The sequence below is a fragment of the Lepagella muris genome (genome assembly GCF_004793975.1).
GTDB classification, from domain to species: Bacteria; Bacteroidota; Bacteroidia; order Bacteroidales; family Muribaculaceae; genus Lepagella; species Lepagella muris.
The window spans coordinates 1-20,659 of record NZ_SRYB01000030.1 but is presented as its reverse complement, the minus strand read 5'-3'; the positions used below and the strand labels follow the sequence as shown (position 1 = coordinate 20,659).

Genomic DNA, 20,659 nt, shown 5'->3' with positions numbered 1-20,659 from the left:
TTATTTTTTTATGTTAATTGGAAAAAGTTTTCTAATTTTAATAAGCATACCAGAGGATTTCCCATCATAAACAACAACTGAAACTGCAAATAATATCAATAATATACCTATTACGATTCTAGTGGTCAACACTTCTCCAAATAAGGATACACCGATAGCAACTGCAGTCACCGGCTCAAGAGCTCCTAATATAGCTGTTGGAGTAGCACCTATATAGTGAATAGCAGAAGTGGTACATAAAAATGACACTGCCGTAGGGAAAACTGACAATCCTAAAATACATACCCATCCAAAAAATGAGACGGGCATAGTGAATGTATTGGTAACTAAAATTTTAACTATAAATACAGACAATCCAAAACACAACATGTAAAATGTCACTTTTAATGTTGAGATATTCTTCAACCCAGATTGATTTACATATACAATATAAATAGCATACGTAAGAGATGATAACATTACCAAGACTGTTCCAAATAAACTTATAGTATTTCCATCTTCATTCTTATGTAATAGAAATATACCACACAAAGCCAATACCATACATATCCCCGTAGACAATGATAACTTTTCATAAAATCCTATTGCCATCATCACTGCGACCATTATCGGATATATGAAGAGTAGGGTAGATGCTATTCCAACATCCATATAGGTATAACTCAAGAATAAAAATAGAGATGACAATGCCATTAGAACTCCAATTCCAAAAAATTGGAAGCACTCTTTCTTTCTGATCTCAAATTCTTTTAGACCTCTCCTATAGGCAAGTAATATTCCCATAATAGGAATAGCCAACATATATCTGAAGAATAAGACTGAATCAGGTGTCATCCCCTCTTGATATAAAGGTAATGCAAACATAGGATTCAACCCATAACTTGCAGCAGCAATTGCTCCAATAGTATATCCTTTGACTTTAGAATTGATCATACCAAATAAAATAAGTTATATACAATCAATTAATATCCAACAAATTAACCATTATATATACGGATATTTTATTTTCCATAAGAATAATGCCTCACCGGGCATAGAAGTGCCTGCTGAAGATCTATTCTTACTCTCAATTATATTCTTGAAATCTTCTATTGATATCTTATTTCTTCCAACTTCAATAAGAGTACCGACAATTGCTCTTACCATATTTCTTAAGAATCTGTCAGCGGATATAGTGAATACCAAACCATCATCGATGAAATTTGATATAAAATTTGTATCATTACTTTGGATTCTCTCCCAATATGCCTCTCTGACGTCACAAATATTTGTCTTGGTGTCTGAATGCAATTTTGCAAATGAGGTAAAATCATTTGTTTCTAATAAAACTGCAGCAGCTTCATTCATTTTATCAATATCAAGATCATAATTTGTTTGCCAACAATATGGATACATGAATGGTGATTTTGAATATGAGACAAAATACTTATAAGTTCTTTCTATTGCATCAAAACGAGCATGGGCATTGTCATGCATTGGAATAATATCATAAATAGAGATATCCTTACCAACTATACGATTTAAAGAAAGAAGAACTTTGTCCTTATTCTGAATTGGAGTAGGCAAGTCAAAATGTGCATACATTTCTCGAGCATGGACTCCAGCATCTGTTCTACCTGCTCCTACAATTTCAATTGAGAGGCGTGTCACTATTGACAACGCCTCCTCAATTATCTGCTGAACACTTATATCATTCGGTTGAAATTGCCATCCATGGAATTTTTCTCCGTTATATGATAATTTAATAAAATATCTCATGATGTCAATCTCTTTCAAGATAAGTTATTCCATACAATCCGGACTTATAATTATTTAGAAATTGCCGTCCTTCTTCTGGAGTGATTATACCTTGTTTCATTGAACGAGTCACCCACGTCTCAAGATTACGAACCAATTTTTTAGGATTATACTCCACATAATCAAGCACATCCGCAACCGGCTCACCATCAATTATCTGCTCAATATCATATCCATTCTTATTCACGGTGATATGCACAGCACTTGTATCTCCAAAAAGATTATGAAGATCTCCCAATATCTCTTGATATGCACCTACAAGAAATACTCCAATATAATAATGTTCATTCGACTTCAACGGATGAATCGGAAGAGAATATGACATACCTTGTGGAGAAACAAAACGATTTATCTTTCCATCAGAATCACAAGTAATATCCTGAATTGTACAACGACGAGTGGGTTTCTCATCCAATCTAGAAATAGGCATTATCGGAAATACCTGATCAATAGCCCATGAGTCTGGTAAGCTTTGGAACAATGAGAAATTACAAAAATACTTTTCAGGAAGCATCTTGTCAACTTTCTTCAACTCTTCAGGAGGATGTTTCATTGAACGTGTAAGATCATTCACATCCCGAGCAACCGACCAGAATAATTTTTCAATCTGCGCACGTGTCCTAAGATCAAGCATACCTAAACTGAAAAGTTCAAGAGCCTCTTCTCTAATCTGAAGAGCATCATGCCAATCCTCAAACATTGTGGTAGGATTTATTCTATCCCAGATGTTGTAAAGTTCTCTTGTCAATTCATGAGCATCTGCATCAATCTCTTCATTATCATTCCACAAAGGCAACTGAGTTGTCTCAAGCACCTCTATAATAAGAACAGAATGATGTGCAGTGAGGGATCTTCCACTTTCTGTAATAATATTCGGTTGGGGTAAATTATTCTTTACACAGACATCCACCAATGCTGATACTGAGTCATTTACATACTCTTGTATCGAATAATTCATTGAATTTTCTCCAAATGAAGATCGTGTGCCATCATAATCCACTCCAAGACCACCGCCAATATCAACGAATTGTATATTAAATTGCATCTTAGACAATTGCACATAAAACTGCATAGCCTCTCTCAATGCATTTTTTATTCGTCTAATTTTTGTGATTTGACTGCCAATATGGAAATGAATTAACTTTAAAGATTCTTTCAAGTTATTCTTTTCCAAAAATGAAAGGGCATCCAATAATTCAGAGGAATTAAGACCGAACTTGCTTACATCTCCGCCTGACTCTTCCCATTTTCCACTCCCAGAGGAAGACAATTTGATACGTATGCCTATATTTGGTATTATATTCAATCGGGCTGCAACATCAGCGATCAATTTGAGTTCATTCAGCTTTTCGACAACGAGATACACCCGACGTCCCATCTTTTGTGCCAAGAGAGCGAGTTCCACATAATCCTCATCCTTATAGCCATTACAAACTATAAGAGAGTTGGAATGAGTGTTAACAGCCAAGACAGCATGGAGTTCCGGTTTTGAACCAGCTTCAAGTCCAATATTATACTTATTGCCATGACTCACTATTTCTTCAACTACCTGACACATCTGATTCACCTTGATAGGATAAACAATATAATTTACCCCCTTATACTGATATTCTTCTGCTGCCTTCTTAAAACAGGAAGATATTTTCAGTATCCTATTGTCCAAAATATCTGGAAATCTCAACAATACCGGAGGAGAGACATCTCTTATTCTAAGCTCATCAATCACATCCTTCAGATCCACTGATGCGCAACCTTCCTTAGGAGTCACCTGAACATGACCTTTCTCATTAATCGAGAAATATCTGAGACCCCAACCGGTTATGTTATAGGCTTCTGCCGAATCCTCAATACGCCACTTTCTCATTTCAAAACTTATAATATGTATTATCTTGATATCTACTTAGTTAAGAATTAATATCCTTTAAAACATTGAATTTAATCCTTACTAAACTTTTTATTTAAACTTCACTACCAAAGATATAAAATCTAAGGCAATAAAGCAAAATAATATTCATATTTTTCTGCCAAGTATTTCAAATTTATCCACAATTATCTCTGTACGTCTGCGGACAATTTTCATTCTATCTTCATATTCTCTACTTCTAAGATAGCCTTCCACATATAGTTGTGTACCTTTCCTTACATAACGCTCTACAAGCGTTGCATTCTGCCCACCAAATACCAGATAGTGCCATTCTGTCACCTCTGTACGTGTATTTCCTCGTAATTCATTTGTAGCTAACGATAAATACGCAATTGCCCTATCTTTTTCAGGATAACGCAACTCTGGATCGCTACCTACATATCCAAGTAATATAACTTTATTTACAGACATAATCGTTGAATTATTAACAAATTTATCTCTCTTAAAGATTCAATCATTTTCCCAATTGGGAAACCAATCATTGGCTTATGCGAACCATGAGGTTTGTCGCAAAGAGCTCTCATCATATCGTCTAAAAGCTGAAGGTTTCAGACATAATCCAACTTTTTCATGTAGAGCAAACAGTAAATTAAGCACATGTACCGCATCACCGGCACCTCCTCTCATATAGCAATCTCCAATAGTATCAATTTCTACAAGACCGGCTCCAGGTTTACATATTGAAATAATACATTTCTGTGTGCCTTCTACCTCCTCCTTTCCAACTTTTGATAAAGAAGTAAACGTAAAATTATGATCATCGTAAATTGAATTATAGATTGTATCTATTTCTGAAATAGCAAGAGGACAAGACATGTCTACGATAACCCGCATAGTACGACCGTTACCTTCCGCATTTAATCTCATTGATATTTTACTATTAAATTGCCCATTGATATTTCTTAAAACTTTTTCGATTTCATTTATTGTCTTTTCCACATCAATTCCACCGATAAATTCCTCAGGTGCATTAACAACAATATTTAACTCATCCGATAGTATTGAATTTGCCACTAACGGATAAAGCGAGATCAAAGTTAAAGATGCAACTGTTGATGGTATTGATGCCATACGAGCACCTCTCACAAGTGGTTTCCTATTTATTTCAGAGAGACCATATTCTAAACTATTATTAAAGAATTTATCCATTCTATTCGGAGATAAATCTATAATACACAATTTATCATTTAACTCTACATTTTCAATCAGAGTGCGTCCCAATTGAGAATCATCAACCACAAATACAGCATCAACTTTTGATATATCTATTCTATCAGTAAATATCAACATCCTTTCTCCAATAAACCCATGATGACATGTGCTTATCTGACGTCCGGCAAATGCTGGAGAATACAATGATTCAATTTCCACTTCCGGATGATTAATTAAAAGACGGAGCAATTCGCCAGCATCAGGTTTATCAGCTCCAATAATTCCAACTTTAATCATATATTTTAAATCAAGACTGAATATCGTTAATCCCAACACCAAGAATCCCTGCAAATATCTCAGCAGCCCTCTGACGAACCACATCTTCACGCATAACTACAAGGATAGTGTCACTTCCAGGAATCGTACCAAGAATCTCATCCATATTTCTCATATCTATGTCATAAGCCAATCCGGCAGCATAACCGATTCTGGTCTTTATTACAATTAAATTACCAGAAAAATGCAACGATAAGAATCCACTTTGATAATTTGCTCGTGGGGGAGCCTGTCCAAAAGATAGTATTTTATCTTTCAATGAATCACTTTCCGGCAAAACATACATATAGGTGCCTCTATCTGTAGGCACCTTTGTAGTTCTAAGCATTTTTAAATCGCGTGACAAAGTTGCCTGTGTCACATTATGTCCTCTTTCTGCCAAACAATCAGCCAATTCTTCTTGACTACCGATACATTGATTTCTTATAAGATCAATAATCAGATCGATTCTCTTACGTCTGTTTTTCATTGCTTCATGTTTTGTTTGTTTCTTTTCTCTATCTCATTTTTTATTCTGGCAGCTTCTTCATAATTCTCTATCTCTGATGCTTTCAGCATAGCTTCTGACAATTGAGCCATAGTCATGCTTGATAATGACATGATTGATTTGAGTCCATGAATATCATTTTCATCCTTCATTTCTGCCTGCTCTTCTGGATCGAAACCTGCTTCAAGAAGCACAGTCTCTGTAGTATATATCGGAGCTCCAACTCTTATTGCAATCGCTATAGCGTCTGATGAACGAGAATCAACTGTTTTCTCAATTATACCATCCGATAGTATAAGATTAGCCGCAAAGACACCATTAGGAAGTTTTCTGATTTCAACCTCTTTAAGAGAAATTCCAAAAGCAGACATTGCCGCCACGAATGTATCATGTGTCAAAGGACGAGGAGTTGAAACTTCTTGTAGTTTACACTCAATTGCTTGAGCTTCAGGAAATCCAATTATAATTGGAATCCGTCGGGTAGCTCCTACCTGCTGTAATATCAAAGCATATACTCCGGACTGTATTTGATTATAAGTTATGCCCACCAATTCAAGTTTATATCTTTTTTCCATTTAAATTGAATTAGTCATTATTAGAAGTTTCCAAATTATTTTTTCCTTTATAATGATGATGGCGTCTTTTCTTTACATTCGGGATAATCATCGCAGAGCCATAACACAAAATTTTATCCTTAGAATAAATTACTGCGAATTGTCCTGGAGCAATCCCCTGAACATCAACATCAGACACGATTTTAATATTCCCATCATTAGACATCACTAACATTCCGGTATAAAACTCCGGGGAATGACGAGTCTTAAATGATATGACGACACTTACTTCCTGTTCCTCTGATTTATTAGAGACGACGAACGGAGAGCCACTAATCCAATTTGGTTCTGCAAGAGAGATTATTCTTCCATACTGTAGCCTGGTGTCATATCCATTAGATACAAATATAACGTTATCCTTAATATTCTTTCCAACTACAAACCATGGACCTCCACTTAATCCCAATCCTTTCCTTTGTCCGATTGTATAGAACCAATAGCCCCGATGACTTCCAATTTTTTTCCCCGTTTCAATTTCGATTACAGGTCCTTTTTTTTCACCGAGATGACGTGCAATAAAATCAGAATAATCAATCTTACCGAGGAAACAGATTCCTTGAGAATCTTTCCTAAGAGCATTTGGAAGGGATACCTGTCTTGCAAGATCTCTCACTTCTGATTTATCCATATTCCCAAGAGGGAACATTATATGCGACAATTGATCATACGAAATCTGTGCAAGAAAATCTGTCTGATCTTTTATCGGATCTTTGGCAGTAGCCAAATATAATTTACCATCAACTTCTCTCACTGAAGCATAATGTCCAGTGGCTGTCTTATCGAAATTCTTACCCCAACGTTCTTCAAAAAAACCAAACTTTATGATTTTATTACACATCATATCTGGATGTGGAGTCAATCCAGATTTCACCGTTTGTAAGACATAAGACATGACATATTGCCAATATTCCTCATGTAATGACACAATCTCAAAAGGCAATGAGTACTTTTTTGCAATTAATGAGCACATCTCAATATCTTCTTCAGCAGAACAATCTCCCTCTCCCTTATCCATCCCTATACGGATATAGAATAGATGAAGGTCATGTCCTTCTGAATAAAGCTTGTGCACGACAACAGCACTATCGACTCCTCCGGAAATAAGAACAGCAATTTTCATACCTCTTCAAGTTCTCCTTCGCTTTTATTTTCGTTATGAATGATATGCAGAGAAAGAAAATAGTCAATGGAAATCTTTCCCGGTCCAACAAGCATCAGAAAGAAATAAATACCAAGAAACATAATTGGCAAGTATCCCTGTTGCTGCCAATCAAGCAAATATGATGCATCTCCTACATAATCAGACAATAAATAATGTTCTGCAACAATCATTGCGATAAATGGAGGAATAATCATAAATCTTGTAAGAAACCCAATCATGATAAACAATGAGCAAAATAGTTCAATTGCTATCATAACCAGTAACGACAATTCCGAACCCATGAAAAAGACGGAAGGGAAACAATAACGCATATCCTCAAAATTTAAAATCTGACGGATACCGAATTGCATGAGCATAATACCTACAAACAGACGCAAGAACAATCTTCCTAAATTAGTATAGGAGTAGCCCGTGAATCTGAAATAGGTTCTTTTTATAAGCTTAGATAGATTAAACTTTCTCATATCTATTTGATTTATATCATACCTTGAAAAAAGACAAACTATTATTTAAGTTGTTCAAATGCTTTGTTTACAGCCATGTTCAAAGTAGTGTTCTTTAGTAATATTTTACCATCACTTCCTATGAGATATACAGAGGGAGTGGCACGCATATCATAAATTTCATTCAATTTATCACCACATCCAACTGTCCATTTGGAAGAATAGCCAGACACCTCATTCTTCCAATTATCCAATTTATTGGGTAATATATACAATATATTTATCTTGCCTTTATCCAGTGCATCCGTCAAAGCTGCATTCGATTCCATTCTCAATCGAGAAATACGCCAATCAGTGTCTCGCGGATCTCCAAATATTATAATGGTGACAGTTGTCATTGGAAAGTATGTTGCTTCCCTGCCATCCAATCCTTCGAATTTAAACTCCGGCGCAACATTCCCAACAAGGGCATTACTTAATACTTTTAATTGATCCTCGTATTTCTTTTTTCTTTGCGCCGGAATCTTTTTATTGCTTACTAAAGTATTAAGAAATTTCAGATAAACTTCATCAACCCATACTTCCGCGCGAGGTCCATATATTGTTTCTTCAGCAGCCTTAGTAAATTGGAGCAACAATGTTGGATTTTTAGAAATTGTCTGTAATAACTTATTTGTAGCAGCAATTGCCTTATCTCTATTAGCCCACCTTAACGGCACAGAAAATACCTTAAATGCATCATTCAGAGCATTTTGATCAACCGTGCTTTTTGATTTAAAATCCATTGAATCCCAAAAATGCTCTACAAGATAATCTGATTTCTCTTCAAGCGTAGCTAATTCTTCCGGAGCGGATGGATATTCAAACAACGGTTGAATCTCTATTATATCCTGTGCGAATGTATCAATGGTCAATGCTGAGAATGAAATCATTGAATACAATATGAGTCTATTGAATATTTTCATTTTTTATTTTAATTATAAATTAACAACTTAAGTTAAATAAAAGGCTTAATACAATCTCTCCATATTTCATATCCTTCCCCAATTAGATGTAAGCCATCATTGGTGTATTTGGAATTCAATTTATTAGTTCCGGGAATAATCAGAGCATCCCATAAATCAATATAATCGATCTTATACCTCTCTGAGATTTGTTTCAGATTATTATTTAATTGACTGATGACTTTTTCTTTCCCTATAAGTCTTTTATACCTATTAAAATCATTATTTACAGGCATTACAGATAATATATATAATTGAGTTTCCGGAGATCTATCCTTTATCTTCGCTACTAATGATTCATACATTTCTGTCATTTCAGATAAGGATAAATCATGTGAAATATCATTAATACCTATAAGAAGGAATATTTTAGAGGGTCTACCTTCTAAAACAGAGCCAATACGTTCCGTTATTCCACAGATATCATCTGAATTGATGCCCCTGTTCTTAATGTTTGGATTATCAAACAACTCCGATAATTCGCATCCATCTGTAATTGAATTACCAATAAATACTATGTCAGACGATTTAACACCAAGTTTTTCAAAATGAGATACTCTCTGATGCCAATACTCACTTCGTTTCTGAGCATACGATATATTGGGACTCAAACAGATTCCAAGAACAAAGATTGACCAAAATATTTTGAACCTATTCATATCCTGACATTTTTAGAGAATGATACCCAACAAGCCCTTGCATCGGTTTTTCTGTCACTTCTGTTACTTTGCAGCCAACAGCAAGTGCTGCTTCTTTTAATATTTTTTCAAAATGAAAAGCCACAGATCCCGTAAATCTAATATCTACATTATTCGAAACCTCATACATAACAACGTTTCGCTTAAAAAATGCAATAAATTCCACTAATACAAGGGAATATACCTCATGACACCATAAATTCTTATGAAGAAATGGTACAAAGGATGCCAAATATCTATTAGGGGAGACCTTTCGATAAACAGTATCCAAGACATGAGGTAAGGATTCTTTATATTCCACCATGAAATCTGTTATTATTTTTCCGGGAAGCTGCTTTTTTAAGATATCTCCAAGCAAACGTTTGCCTAAAGCTGCGCCACTTCCCTCATCACCCAAAATATAGCCCAAGGAAGGAATATGATCTACAATCTTTTCCCCATTATAAAGACAAGAATTAGACCCGGTTCCTAATATACATGCCACCCCTTCATCTTGTCCGAAAAGCGAACGTGCCGCCGCCAACAAATCAGATCCAACAAAGATTTCTGCATCTTTCCAACAATATCTAAGAGACATCTCAATTTTATTACAGATCTCTAATGTTGCACAACCTGCACCGTAATAATATATATTATCAATTACTTGCGTATTAAGAAACATCTCTTTTACATCATTGAAAATATTATCCATATCTTGACGATTAGCTAATAGTGCGTTTAACCCTACTGTAATAAATGAACACAGAATCTCACCTCTGAAGTTAATCAGAGTCCATTCTATTTTAGTAGAGCCAGCATCCGCTATTAATATAGATTTCATCTGCAAATGATATCTTTGAGAAAATTTAATATATTGAAGTTATCTAAGCTTCATTAGAAAGAGTCTGATTGAATGATGCAAAACAAATATTTTATACAAGTTCTACAGCTTAACCCAATCTTAATTTATATTTGAACCAATTTTTCAGATTATAATTCAAATATTCCTTAGATATCACCTGAATATCTCATCTAATATTGCATATATTAAGTATTAGGCAATAAATTTTAAACGTATTCATGTATATCCAAAGAATACACAAAATTAATAATAAATTTATAAGTATACAAATTGAAAAGGCACCCTTTTTGGGGGTGCCTTCACATTTTCTCTAATCAAACCACCTTTCCGGCTCGGCGGTTATACTATTTGCAATCCGGAATTTATCAGAAGTTTTCCGGTTCGTTGAAATTTGACCATTCTCCTACGATCTGACGAAGCTGGGTATCACCAATTGTACGAAGATCTGTAAGATTTACATTGTAACTAATATTTAGATGAGTCAACATTTGGTCAAAACTTACATCAAGAGTCTGAAGTTGATTATTGCTTAGGTTAACTCTCTGAAGAAATGAAAGGTTACTAAGATCTACATAAGTAAGATCATTCCATTCAAGATTTACAAAACCAAGAGTAGGAGTACCAGTAACTGTGAACGTTGTCAAATCATTGTAGGGTGCGAACACGTCGTTCAAAGCCTTACATCCATTGATAACAAGTTCCTGCATGTGGTTATCATTGCAAGCGAGTGTTACCAAAGAGGGGAGTTCCTGAACATACAGCTTCTGAATCTTATTACCCTGCAAATTAAGATTCTCAAGTTTCACCAATCCCGAGAGGGTGATGCCTGACAAATCATTGTAACCAGCATAGAGGGTACGAAGGGCAGGGCATCCATCTACTGAGAGCTCTTCAAGACGATTGCTCATGCAGTTAAGATAAGTAAGGTTCACTGCATTGCTGACATTCAAATCGGCAATCTGGTTGGATGATACATTGAGCTTCTTGAGGAATGGAGTGCCTGAGAGATCAATCTCCGAAAGTCTGTTACGATTAAGACGTAGTGTCTGAAGCTGATCACAACCCTGAAGAGAGATTTCAGAAATCCTGTTTTTAGAAGCATTGAGTTCTACCAAGGAAGGGGCACCGGCAACGCTAAGATTCTTAATCTTATTATTGCTGATATCTACTTTCTGGAGTGCAGGGAAAGCAGACAAATCAAGACTGCCGCCAAGATCCTTACCATCCCATTTGATGTCTGTAACATGACCGTTACTTACTGTGATTCCAGGAATATTTGCGACATTACCTCCCTGGAAACCAAGGGCTTCTCCGTTATTACCGCCTTTTGCTGACGGCTGACTGATAAAAGCCTGAAGGCTTTTTGATTCACTTTTTGAGAGATTCTGGCTCCATGCGCATGAAAGCGACATCACTGCGGCCAAAAATAAAACTGTTTTTTTCATAACTCGATAATTTAAGATTTAGATTTAGAGAAATTTTGTTTGTTTATCTATAAAACACCTCTCAATTAATATAGTTTAATTTTTAGTGATTTTTTTAATCAAATTTCAAAAAAATTTAAGAGCAGCCATATAATCTTGAAAGTAATAATAATCCTATCTGTACATATCTTCATATCTGAGAACCTGTTACATTTCTATCTCAAGAGGACCGTCCATACGTAAGCTATGAAGTGTCTTAAGTCCAAGTTCCTTTGCTTCTTTAATAAGCAATTGTTCTTTTTTCTTTTTAAAAGATGAATGAAGAATTATTTTATCAAAATTTTCTATTCCAGGAATATCTTTAAGATTCATTTTTTCAAATCCTGAGCTTAAAAGTAGGTATCTCTTTCTTTGATTTCCATTCACTATATAATTCCCATACCGATAGATATTCTTTTCTCTAAGCAACGAATTTGATAAGCTATCTGTTATGTTGCTGCAATCTATCGATAATATCTCAGAATTCCTTCTCTTGAGCCTACTGATTGAATTTCGTGGGAAACATGATCTGGTCTCACTTTCCCCTTGATAAAGCATCATAGATATCTCTCTATATTTTTTCTGGAATAAGATTGTATCCTTTTGTGGAGATGTTAGGAACGGAGTAATTACTATTGACCCTACAAACATCAACACAGATACAACTATGGCAATAAATTTCTTTTGTCGATTAAGCGCATATCCTAAAACAAGGACTCCAATTATCCATAACAACACCATGGGCAATGTCGCCCTAAAATCTAATGTATAATTTCCATGACAAGATAAATTATCAATTATCATAATAAATAATTCATAGCCATGATTAAGTATCCAAGATAAAGCATCGACATCATAACCGATAATAAGCAATACAGTATAAGCTAATGCCACAGACATATATGCGGGCAGCAATGGTAAAATCAACAGATTTGCCGGTAGAAAAAGAATTGGGATTCTTTTGAAATAATATGAAACCAGAACCCATGTACTCAATGTTGCGACAAGGGATACAAGGATAGACGAAGTAATTAGATGTAATCTTGGATGTAAGTGTCGATTGATTGGATTTAGTTGGGACACAAAGAGCAATATTGATGCAACACTTAAAAAACTTAATTGCAGACCCACATCATATACGGCAGATGGATCCATAAGTAAGATGACCAAACATGCTGCAAGAAGTGCATTTCCGGCATTCCTTTTTCGCTGTACTGTCATTGATAACACTACAAATGTTGCCATTATACATGCTCTGACTGTAGATGGAGCCAGACCTGTAAAAAAAGCATATAACCATATTCCAACAACAGCAACCCAATATCGAGGAACATACCAACCTAATAAGGATAGAGGGAAAAGCAACACTAACAAAATACCCATTATGATAGCTACATGCATTCCGCTTAGTGCAAGCACGTGAGCAACTCCTGAATTTGAAAATGCCTCCTTTATATCTGAATGAATAAATGATTTATCCCCCAGTAAGAAAGCTATCAAGAAATCTACCGTAGAACGTTCAAGAGAGCTTTTCTCAAGAGCTATCTCGATTCGATCTCTCCACAAAGAAGATTTTGAAAACAACGAGCCATTAAATCTCTTGATCTTGAGATTATCCGGATCTACAATTGATGTATAATGATAACCCATTCGTTGCATTCTGGCAGCGTATCCTCTATCACGATAATTTTGATTATCAACAATAGGGGAGAACTTACACTTAAATAATAATACGTCACCCTTTTTTGTAGAGAAACCATTGGTATTCAAAATAACTTTGAAGTTTCTACAAGTTGTGATTTTACCAGTATTATCAACAAGATTTGATACCTTTACTTTTATACGATCTTGCGAGGCATAAGAATTGACGTCTGTCACCTCTCCGGTTCCTCCCTCTATGCCGTGAATGAATTTATTGTTATAACTATCAACAGAATGATACCATGATGAAAATAATCCCAATCCAAGAAAGAGTAGAAAAATCCATATTGAATGAAATCTATTAAGTTTTAGAGCAATAACCGGTATATGAATCTTTCTTAACAATAATATATACGTACATAATGCAGCGACTACTGGAATGAATCCGTAGATTGGACCATTCAAGTACTCGCCACATAAAATACCGACAATAGTCGCTATAAGAGGTATCAGCAATGACATTACCCTTTATCTTGCCAAATATCCCAAGCCGCCAGCGCTTGCAAATGGAGCATCTCAATACCATTTTTGATGACAGCTCCTTTCTCTTTTGATTTAATCAAAAACTGGGTTTCTTCCGGATTATACACCAAATCATAACATACGTGTCTATCTGTAATAAATTGATAAGGAATATCCGGACATCTGTCTATTTCTGGCCACATCCCAAGGGGTGTCGTATTTACAATTATAAGGTTTGATTCAATGATATCTTTCGTCAATTCTGAATAAGTAATAGTATTCTCATTCTTAGCTCTCGATACCAAAGTAACCCTAATTCCCATATTTGACAAAGCATAAACGACTGAACGAGATGCACCTCCCGTACCAAGCACTAAAGCTTTCTTCATTTCAGGGCGCAATAAAGGTCTTATGGATTCCCTGAACCCAATAACATCAGTATTAAATCCAGACAACCATTGCTTTCCCTCATAATTATCCACCCTTACAACATTAACAGCACCAATTTCTGCAGCTTCTTTCGAAATGGAATCAAGTAAAGGAATTATCTGTTCCTTATATGGAATGGTTACATTAAATCCCTTTAATTCTTTATTTTCCCTCAACATTTCGTTGACACATAAAATGTCAGGTAATGGAAACAAATTATATGATTCTTCAATACCCTCTTTGCGAAATTTTTCATTAAAGAATTTTGCAGAAAAGGAATGTCCTAAAGGATTACCGATTAGACCGTACATATTAATGAATAAATTATAATAATTAAAATTACCAAATAATTGCTCTATCTTTCTCTGCACGAAACATCTTGTCACCCTTCCGAATATTGAATGCGTCCAGAAATTGAGAGATATTACCCAACGTGACATTTACTCGATTCTCTCCTAATGAATGAGGATCTGTTTTAGTTCTAACAATAATCTCTTCCGGCCTGATATTTCCAGCCCAAACATTAGCATACGCAAGATAGAAACGTTGAAGGGGAGTAAACCCATCTATATCGGGTGCAAATTTACCATTTGCATAATCTAAATACGCAGTAAGTGCAACACAAAGTCCACCTTGATCTGCAATATTTTCCCCTAATGTAAATCTACCATTTGCAAAAACTCCTGGAGCCACCTCTACTGCATCAAATTGCTTTACAAGGCGATCTGAAACTTCATTAAAACGCTCAATATCTTTATCACTCCACCAATTCTTTAAATTTCCATTTTTATCAAATTGCCTACCTTGATCGTCAAAGCCATGTGTCATTTCATGTCCGATTACGACTCCAATTCCTCCGTAATTTATTGCATCATCAGCAGATACGTCGAAATACGGAGGCTGCAAGATACCCGCCGGAAAACATATCTCATTAGTCGTGGGATTATAGTATGCATTTACAGTCTGAGGCGTCATGTGCCATTCCTCCTTATCTACTGGTTTATATAGCTTCTTATAATTATCTTGAGTATACCATTTGGAGGCAAGATATACATTCTCAAGATAACTTCTTTGGGGATCAATATCAATATCGGAATAATCTTTCCACTTATCCGGATAGCCTATTTTTATTTTGAACGTTGACAATTTATCCAAAGCTTTATTTTTAGAGTCTTCTGACAGCCATGTTAGTTTCCGAATATGCTTACCCAAAGAATCCTGTAGGTTCTTTACAAGTCTAAGCATATAATCCTTATTATCTTTTGGAAAGAATTTGCTCACATAAAGACGCCCAACAGCTTCTCCAAGCATAGAATTAGGTATTGTCATTGCCCTTTTCCATCTTGGTTCCGGTTCCTCTTTCCCAGACATTATCTTCCCAAACATTTCAAAATTAGCATCATGAAATTCATCACTCAAGACCCCGGATGAGTCGGAAACACATTCAAATACCAAGTAATCCTTAATCTGCTGCAATGACAATGTAGGTAAGTATTTATTTAAAAACTTAAGATATCCGACTGATATTATATTTGCCTCGCAAATATTTTCTATACCTATTTCTGAAAAATATGTATTCCAATCAATATTGTCAAAATCTGCAACTATCTTATCTATAGAATATAAATTATAACGTAATTGCGGATTACGTCTTTCTTCGCGAGTCATTTTATACCTTGCAAACTCAGTCTCAATAGAAATCACATTATCCCATACTCGTTGTTGAGAATCTTTATCATAACCAATAAGCTCAACCATTCGTTTCACGTATTTCTCATACGCAGAGAGAATCTTATCATTAGTTTCGCTTCTTTCAAGATAGAAATCCCTATCGCCAAGCCCTAATCCGACTTCCCCTATATGCATTATATTTTTATCTGAATCTATCGGATCAGCCCCTACTCCCGTTGTAAAGAAGGAACCGGTAATGCCATTATGAAGCCATGCCAAAACTCGTATAAATTCATCTTTAGAGAAATCTTGTATTTTCTGAATAAATGGCATGACCGGAGAAGCACCCTCTTTATTAAGACGAGATACATCCATACCCATACAATATAAATCACATACTTTTTGCGCATCTGTTCCTTGTATCTTGCTTTCCGGATCCAATGACAACATAGTGACAAGTTCCTTCAGCTGTTCACGAGCCTTCTCCCTCAATAAATCAAATGTTCCAAAACGAGAATATTCAGATGTAAGAGGATGATTTTTCATCCATCCGCCGCAAGCATATAAAAAAAAGTTATCTCTTGGATCTACCGAAGTATCGAGATTTGATCTATCAATACCATGCCGATCATTTGATAAAAGAGCACCAGGTTCCTTATCATTATTACAGATTCTTTCTATTTTATTTTCACTAATCATATCATTTCCATTATTAGATTTTCACTTCCCGGCATTCTTTGATAATGACTCAAAGTTCTCTTGAGCATTTTCCCATTCAGACATAGCCTCCTCAAGTTTTTTTATAATTTCAGAGTATGCCTTCAATAACTCACTATCACTTTGACCGGATGATAACTTACTCTCCAACTTTGCCTGTTCTTCTTCAAGACGGCAAACATTATCTTCTGCTAATTTAACAGATTTCTCTGCACGTTTAAGAATCTTCTCTCTCTCTTTCTGCTCAGTATAAGAAAGATTCTTACTTGTTGATTCAGATGAATCTATTTTTCTTAATTCATCATTATTCTGCGTTTTTACAGATTTCTCAAGTTCATTCAAACTTGAAAGATTCTTTCTTTTTAAGAAATCATAGATACCTCCGATATTCTCTTTGACCTTGCCTCCGCCAAATTCATATACCTTATCAACAAGTCCATCAAGAAATTCCCTATCATGACTGACAACTATGACAGTACCATCAAAATCTTTAATGGCATCTTTAAGTATATCTTTAGTCCGCATGTCTAAATGATTCGTCGGCTCATCGAGAATTAGGAAATTCACGGGCTCAAGCAAAAGCTTAATCATGGCAAGACGTGTCTTCTCTCCACCGGATAATACCTTAACCTTTTTCTCGGAATTTTCACCTCCAAACATGAATGCTCCCAATATGTCTCTGATTTTAGTACGAATATCGCCCGTAGCGACATTGTCTATCGTGTCAAATACTGATATTGATTCATCAAGCATCTGAGCCTGATTTTGAGCAAAATACCCAATCTTAACATTGTGACCTAATTTAAGATGACCAGAAAAAGGAATCTCTCCCATTATACATTTTACCAATGTGGATTTTCCCTCACCATTTTTCCCAACAAATGCAACCTTTTCCCCCCGTTTTATTGTGAATTCTGCATTTTGAAAGACTACATGATTTCCATACATCTTACCAAGATTCTCCACTATCAAAGGGAAATCTCCAGACCTCGCTGCCGGTGGAAATTTTAATCTGAGTCTAGAATTATCCACCTCATCCACTTCTATAGGGACTATCTTTTCCAATTGCTTTATACGACTTTGAACTTGAATTGCCTTAGTAGCCTGATAACGGAAACGTTCGATAAATGCAGTTATATCAGCTATTTGTTTTTGCTGATTCTCATAAGCTCTTAACTGCTGGGCAATACGCTCCTGACGCATTTTCACAAACATAGAATAGCTTACCTTATAATCATAGATTTTACCACAAGATATTTCTATTGTCCGTTTTGTCACATTGTCAAGGAAAGCGCGATCATGACTAACCAATACAACAGCCTTAGCTTTTGTCTGCAAAAATTGCTCCAACCATTGGATTGATTCTATGTCAAGGTGATTGGTAGGCTCATCCAGAAGCAAGACATCTGGTCGTTGCAACAAAATCTTTGCAAGTTCCACACGCATCCTCCACCCTCCGGAAAATTCACTTGTCGGACGATTAAAGTCACTCCTGACAAATCCTAATCCGATCAACGTCTTTTCTATTTCTGCATCAACATTATTTATATCATCGACATTCAACCTATCTGAAACCGTCTGGATACGATCCAGCAATTTGTAATATTCATCACTTTCAAAATCTGCAAATTCAAGAAGGCGTTGATTTAAAACTTTCAACTCATCCTCCATATCAGATCTTCCCTTGAAAGCCTTGCGAGTTTCCTCTATGATTGATGTGTCATCCGATAACTTCATTTGCTGCGGCAAATAACCTACAGTAACATCATTGGGTTTTGAGATACTTCCTGATGTAGGAGATTGCAAACCATACAGGATCTTAAGCATTGTTGATTTTCCAGCTCCATTTTTGCCAACAAGTGCAATTTTATCACAAGGATTAATTACAAACGAAACATCTGAAAATAGAGGTTTCGCAGAAAATTCCACATTTAAGTTATTAATGGAAATCATGATGCAATTCTGTACTAATTTTGAAGTTTAATATTTTTATTATTCCAACGATTAAATTTAACCTGTAGTATTTAATCCTCAATAGGAACTTATCTCTACAAAATCTATGGAATATAATCATACATCTTATTTTTTGAAGATTCCCTATCAATATCCACTAAAGATGTCAATGTTTTACCAATATCTAATCCAATAGCAAACACAAGCAAGAGATAGGGTAGGGTAGTCTTCATTCATAATTATTCCAAAGTTAACAAAAAATTATAAGAGTACAAAACTTTTTATATCGTCAACCTACAATATTATGTACAAAATAAGACACCCCGATAAAAATCGGGATGCCTTACTTTTATAAAAATTTTTTATTTTAGAGAGACGGTTTTATTTCATCGTGACATAGTTATTAAGATTTGAATCCTCTTCAGGAACAAGTACGATCTCAAAGCCATCCATAGTCAATTGAGTATTACGTATCGAATCAACCCCCTTCTTAGAAGTCTGACCATAAGATACGGAAAATTGTCCAGATTGAGTATTCCCGGTCACAATCAAAACATTGTAATTCCCATTTCCAGACGGAGATGAATATACTGTTGCGATATTCCGCATATTATTAGCTCCGATAACCATATTACGTACAGGAAGATTCTCTAACGTATAGATTATATTATCTCTATATTTCTCAACGTCAGACACACTTGAGTTGACTGTTGCAGACTTTAGATTCGTGATAGCAACATCTGAGGAAAGGCTAACCTTTGAAACACTCTTCTCAGACATACCTGACAAAGAAGAGATTGCATCATAGGCCTCGGAAAGAGTTGTATCAGCATATCCTAAAAGATTTGTAATCGATATTACAAAGATTGATATAAATAATTTTTTCATAGCTTTTTTTAATTTAGCACATTAATAATAAATGACACACATTTGCAATATGGCTTACCTAAAACCAAATTAGTGGTCTATAAAATATAACTCTACACTTTTCTTAAGATGGGGGAGTCTTTATCTGACTTTATATCAAACTTAGAACAACCTAATTTTAATCAATCATTTATATCCATACAAATGAATTGAACAATATCAATAGTAGGAGAGACCGCCATAATCAAATTATCTCCAGCCAAACTGACATCACTATTACGGATTGCCTCTATACCATCAGCAGAAGTCTGTCCGTATGCCGCTACAAAAGGACCTTGCTTTGCCCCAACAATAAACAACACGTTGTATACGCCATTATCAGAGGGCTCTGTAAAAGCACAAACCATTTCTTTCTGATTATTTGCGCCTATAATCTGATTAACCACCGGTAAACTCTCATAAGTGTAAATGAATTCCTGCGCATAACGAGAAGTATTGCAAGTGACACTTTGAAGATCCGTGATGGAAATCCCAGGAGCCAATTGAATCGTGCCCACAGCTTTCTCAATCATACCGGGATTATTTACCAAAGATGTGTAGGCATCTTTCAAAGTAATTTGTGCAGAACCGGAAAAAACAACCGCAACTACTGCAATAATGGAAAGTAATAACTTTTTCATAACTATTGATTTTTAGCATTATATTTATTATGACTTTAAAACATCATAATAAATAGATAAGTTCACTAAAAATCATTAAATATCAATATCGGCCTAAAAATTTAACATTAACATATTGAAGTGGCAATTGAAGTTGTTTAAACTTATTTTGACTTCATTGCATATAAAACAACAACTCGAAATATCCATACTGAATAGATCCGGCATCTACAAGAAAGACGTCTATTGCAATTGCAATAGACGTCTTTCTTGTAGATG

The 20,659-nt window shown here is 35.3% G+C and carries 18 protein-coding genes and 1 pseudogene; all 19 read right to left on the bottom strand.

Annotated features, from left to right (window positions below):
* On the bottom strand, positions 1–930 hold the full coding sequence (locus tag E5331_RS15980; protein WP_123484113.1) for a DMT family transporter: 930 nt from the start codon (positions 928–930) through the stop codon (positions 1–3).
* A 54-nt stretch (positions 931–984) separates the two neighbouring features.
* Complete coding sequence (truA, locus tag E5331_RS15975) at positions 985–1,758, bottom strand: tRNA pseudouridine(38-40) synthase TruA (RefSeq protein ID WP_123484114.1); 774 nt, start codon at positions 1,756–1,758, stop codon at positions 985–987.
* Between the two features lie 4 nt (positions 1,759–1,762).
* Complete coding sequence (gene speA / locus E5331_RS15970) at positions 1,763–3,661, bottom strand: biosynthetic arginine decarboxylase (protein WP_123484075.1); 1,899 nt, start codon at positions 3,659–3,661, stop codon at positions 1,763–1,765.
* 147 nt (positions 3,662–3,808) lie between these two features.
* Entirely contained in the window at positions 3,809–4,132 is a 324-nt protein-coding gene (locus tag E5331_RS15965; protein WP_123484076.1) for a single-stranded DNA-binding protein, read from the bottom strand.
* Positions 4,133–4,207: 75 nt separating this feature from the next.
* The gene (locus tag E5331_RS15960) at positions 4,208–5,170 is read right to left on the bottom strand and encodes a hypothetical protein (protein ID WP_168355272.1); all 963 of its coding nucleotides are present in this window, start codon (positions 5,168–5,170) and stop codon (positions 4,208–4,210) included.
* A gap of 10 nt (positions 5,171–5,180) precedes the next feature.
* Complete coding sequence (locus tag E5331_RS15955) at positions 5,181–5,678, bottom strand: arginine repressor (protein WP_123484078.1); 498 nt, start codon at positions 5,676–5,678, stop codon at positions 5,181–5,183.
* Positions 5,675–6,271, bottom strand: coding sequence for a bifunctional nuclease family protein (locus E5331_RS15950; protein WP_123484115.1), 597 nt, complete (start codon positions 6,269–6,271; stop codon positions 5,675–5,677). Before E5331_RS15950 ends, E5331_RS15955 begins: the two co-directional genes overlap by 4 nt.
* Before the next feature lie 85 nt (positions 6,272–6,356).
* Positions 6,357–7,430 (bottom strand): annotated as a pseudogene (gene mnmA, locus E5331_RS15945) (tRNA 2-thiouridine(34) synthase MnmA); the annotation flags it as partial.
* Positions 7,427–7,936 carry a DoxX family protein gene (locus tag E5331_RS15940; protein WP_123484080.1) on the bottom strand — a complete coding sequence of 170 codons (510 nt, stop codon included), beginning with the start codon at positions 7,934–7,936 and terminating at the stop codon, positions 7,427–7,429. The gene E5331_RS15940 and the pseudogene mnmA, both read right to left, overlap by 4 nt.
* A 41-nt stretch (positions 7,937–7,977) precedes the next feature.
* On the bottom strand, positions 7,978–8,880 hold the full coding sequence (locus E5331_RS15935) for a DUF5106 domain-containing protein (RefSeq protein ID WP_123484081.1): 903 nt from the start codon (positions 8,878–8,880) through the stop codon (positions 7,978–7,980).
* 32 nt (positions 8,881–8,912) lie between these two features.
* On the bottom strand, positions 8,913–9,578 hold the full coding sequence (locus tag E5331_RS15930; protein WP_123484082.1) for a GDSL-type esterase/lipase family protein: 666 nt from the start codon (positions 9,576–9,578) through the stop codon (positions 8,913–8,915).
* Positions 9,571–10,437, bottom strand: a complete 867-nt coding sequence (locus E5331_RS15925; protein ID WP_123484083.1) for an ATPase — start codon at positions 10,435–10,437, stop codon at positions 9,571–9,573. Before E5331_RS15925 ends, E5331_RS15930 begins: the two co-directional genes overlap by 8 nt.
* A 386-nt stretch (positions 10,438–10,823) precedes the next feature.
* The gene (locus E5331_RS15920; protein ID WP_123484084.1) at positions 10,824–11,903 is read right to left on the bottom strand and encodes a leucine-rich repeat domain-containing protein; all 1,080 of its coding nucleotides are present in this window, start codon (positions 11,901–11,903) and stop codon (positions 10,824–10,826) included.
* Positions 11,904–12,089: 186 nt separating this feature from the next.
* On the bottom strand, positions 12,090–14,084 hold the full coding sequence (locus E5331_RS15915) for a ComEC/Rec2 family competence protein (RefSeq protein ID WP_123484085.1): 1,995 nt from the start codon (positions 14,082–14,084) through the stop codon (positions 12,090–12,092).
* Positions 14,084–14,830 carry a shikimate dehydrogenase family protein gene (locus tag E5331_RS15910; protein WP_123484116.1) on the bottom strand — a complete coding sequence of 249 codons (747 nt, stop codon included), beginning with the start codon at positions 14,828–14,830 and terminating at the stop codon, positions 14,084–14,086. Before E5331_RS15910 ends, E5331_RS15915 begins: the two co-directional genes overlap by 1 nt.
* A 22-nt stretch (positions 14,831–14,852) precedes the next feature.
* On the bottom strand, positions 14,853–16,883 hold the full coding sequence (locus E5331_RS15905; RefSeq protein ID WP_123484086.1) for a M13 family metallopeptidase: 2,031 nt from the start codon (positions 16,881–16,883) through the stop codon (positions 14,853–14,855).
* 21 nt (positions 16,884–16,904) lie between these two features.
* Positions 16,905–18,854, bottom strand: a complete 1,950-nt coding sequence (locus E5331_RS15900; protein WP_123484087.1) for an ABC-F family ATP-binding cassette domain-containing protein — start codon at positions 18,852–18,854, stop codon at positions 16,905–16,907.
* 381 nt (positions 18,855–19,235) lie between these two features.
* The gene (locus tag E5331_RS15895; protein WP_123484088.1) at positions 19,236–19,742 is read right to left on the bottom strand and encodes a hypothetical protein; all 507 of its coding nucleotides are present in this window, start codon (positions 19,740–19,742) and stop codon (positions 19,236–19,238) included.
* Positions 19,743–19,903: 161 nt separating this feature from the next.
* Positions 19,904–20,401: a hypothetical protein gene (locus tag E5331_RS15890; RefSeq protein ID WP_123484089.1), complete on the bottom strand. Its 498-nt coding sequence runs from the start codon at positions 20,399–20,401 to the stop codon at positions 19,904–19,906.
* Positions 20,402–20,659 lie beyond the last annotated feature (258 nt).

What these genes read in the sequence shown, in the direction of transcription:
- truA (WP_123484114.1), bottom strand. Translation starts at nt 1,758, where the DNA reads ATGAGATATTTTATTAAATTATCATATAACGGAGAAAAATTCCATGGA.
- speA (WP_123484075.1), bottom strand. Translation starts at nt 3,661, where the DNA reads ATGAGAAAGTGGCGTATTGAGGATTCGGCAGAAGCCTATAACATAACC.
- E5331_RS15965 (WP_123484076.1), bottom strand. Translation starts at nt 4,132, where the DNA reads ATGTCTGTAAATAAAGTTATATTACTTGGATATGTAGGTAGCGATCCA.
- E5331_RS15960 (WP_168355272.1), bottom strand. Translation starts at nt 5,170, where the DNA reads ATGATTAAAGTTGGAATTATTGGAGCTGATAAACCTGATGCTGGCGAA.
- E5331_RS15955 (WP_123484078.1), bottom strand. Translation starts at nt 5,678, where the DNA reads ATGAAAAACAGACGTAAGAGAATCGATCTGATTATTGATCTTATAAGA.
- E5331_RS15950 (WP_123484115.1), bottom strand. Translation starts at nt 6,271, where the DNA reads ATGGAAAAAAGATATAAACTTGAATTGGTGGGCATAACTTATAATCAA.
- E5331_RS15940 (WP_123484080.1), bottom strand. Translation starts at nt 7,936, where the DNA reads ATGAGAAAGTTTAATCTATCTAAGCTTATAAAAAGAACCTATTTCAGA.
- E5331_RS15935 (WP_123484081.1), bottom strand. Translation starts at nt 8,880, where the DNA reads ATGAAAATATTCAATAGACTCATATTGTATTCAATGATTTCATTCTCA.
- E5331_RS15930 (WP_123484082.1), bottom strand. Translation starts at nt 9,578, where the DNA reads ATGAATAGGTTCAAAATATTTTGGTCAATCTTTGTTCTTGGAATCTGT.
- E5331_RS15925 (WP_123484083.1), bottom strand. Translation starts at nt 10,437, where the DNA reads ATGAAATCTATATTAATAGCGGATGCTGGCTCTACTAAAATAGAATGG.
- E5331_RS15920 (WP_123484084.1), bottom strand. Translation starts at nt 11,903, where the DNA reads ATGAAAAAAACAGTTTTATTTTTGGCCGCAGTGATGTCGCTTTCATGC.
- E5331_RS15915 (WP_123484085.1), bottom strand. Translation starts at nt 14,084, where the DNA reads ATGTCATTGCTGATACCTCTTATAGCGACTATTGTCGGTATTTTATGT.
- E5331_RS15905 (WP_123484086.1), bottom strand. Translation starts at nt 16,883, where the DNA reads ATGATTAGTGAAAATAAAATAGAAAGAATCTGTAATAATGATAAGGAA.
- E5331_RS15900 (WP_123484087.1), bottom strand. Translation starts at nt 18,854, where the DNA reads ATGATTTCCATTAATAACTTAAATGTGGAATTTTCTGCGAAACCTCTA.
- E5331_RS15895 (WP_123484088.1), bottom strand. Translation starts at nt 19,742, where the DNA reads ATGAAAAAATTATTTATATCAATCTTTGTAATATCGATTACAAATCTT.
- E5331_RS15890 (WP_123484089.1), bottom strand. Translation starts at nt 20,401, where the DNA reads ATGAAAAAGTTATTACTTTCCATTATTGCAGTAGTTGCGGTTGTTTTT.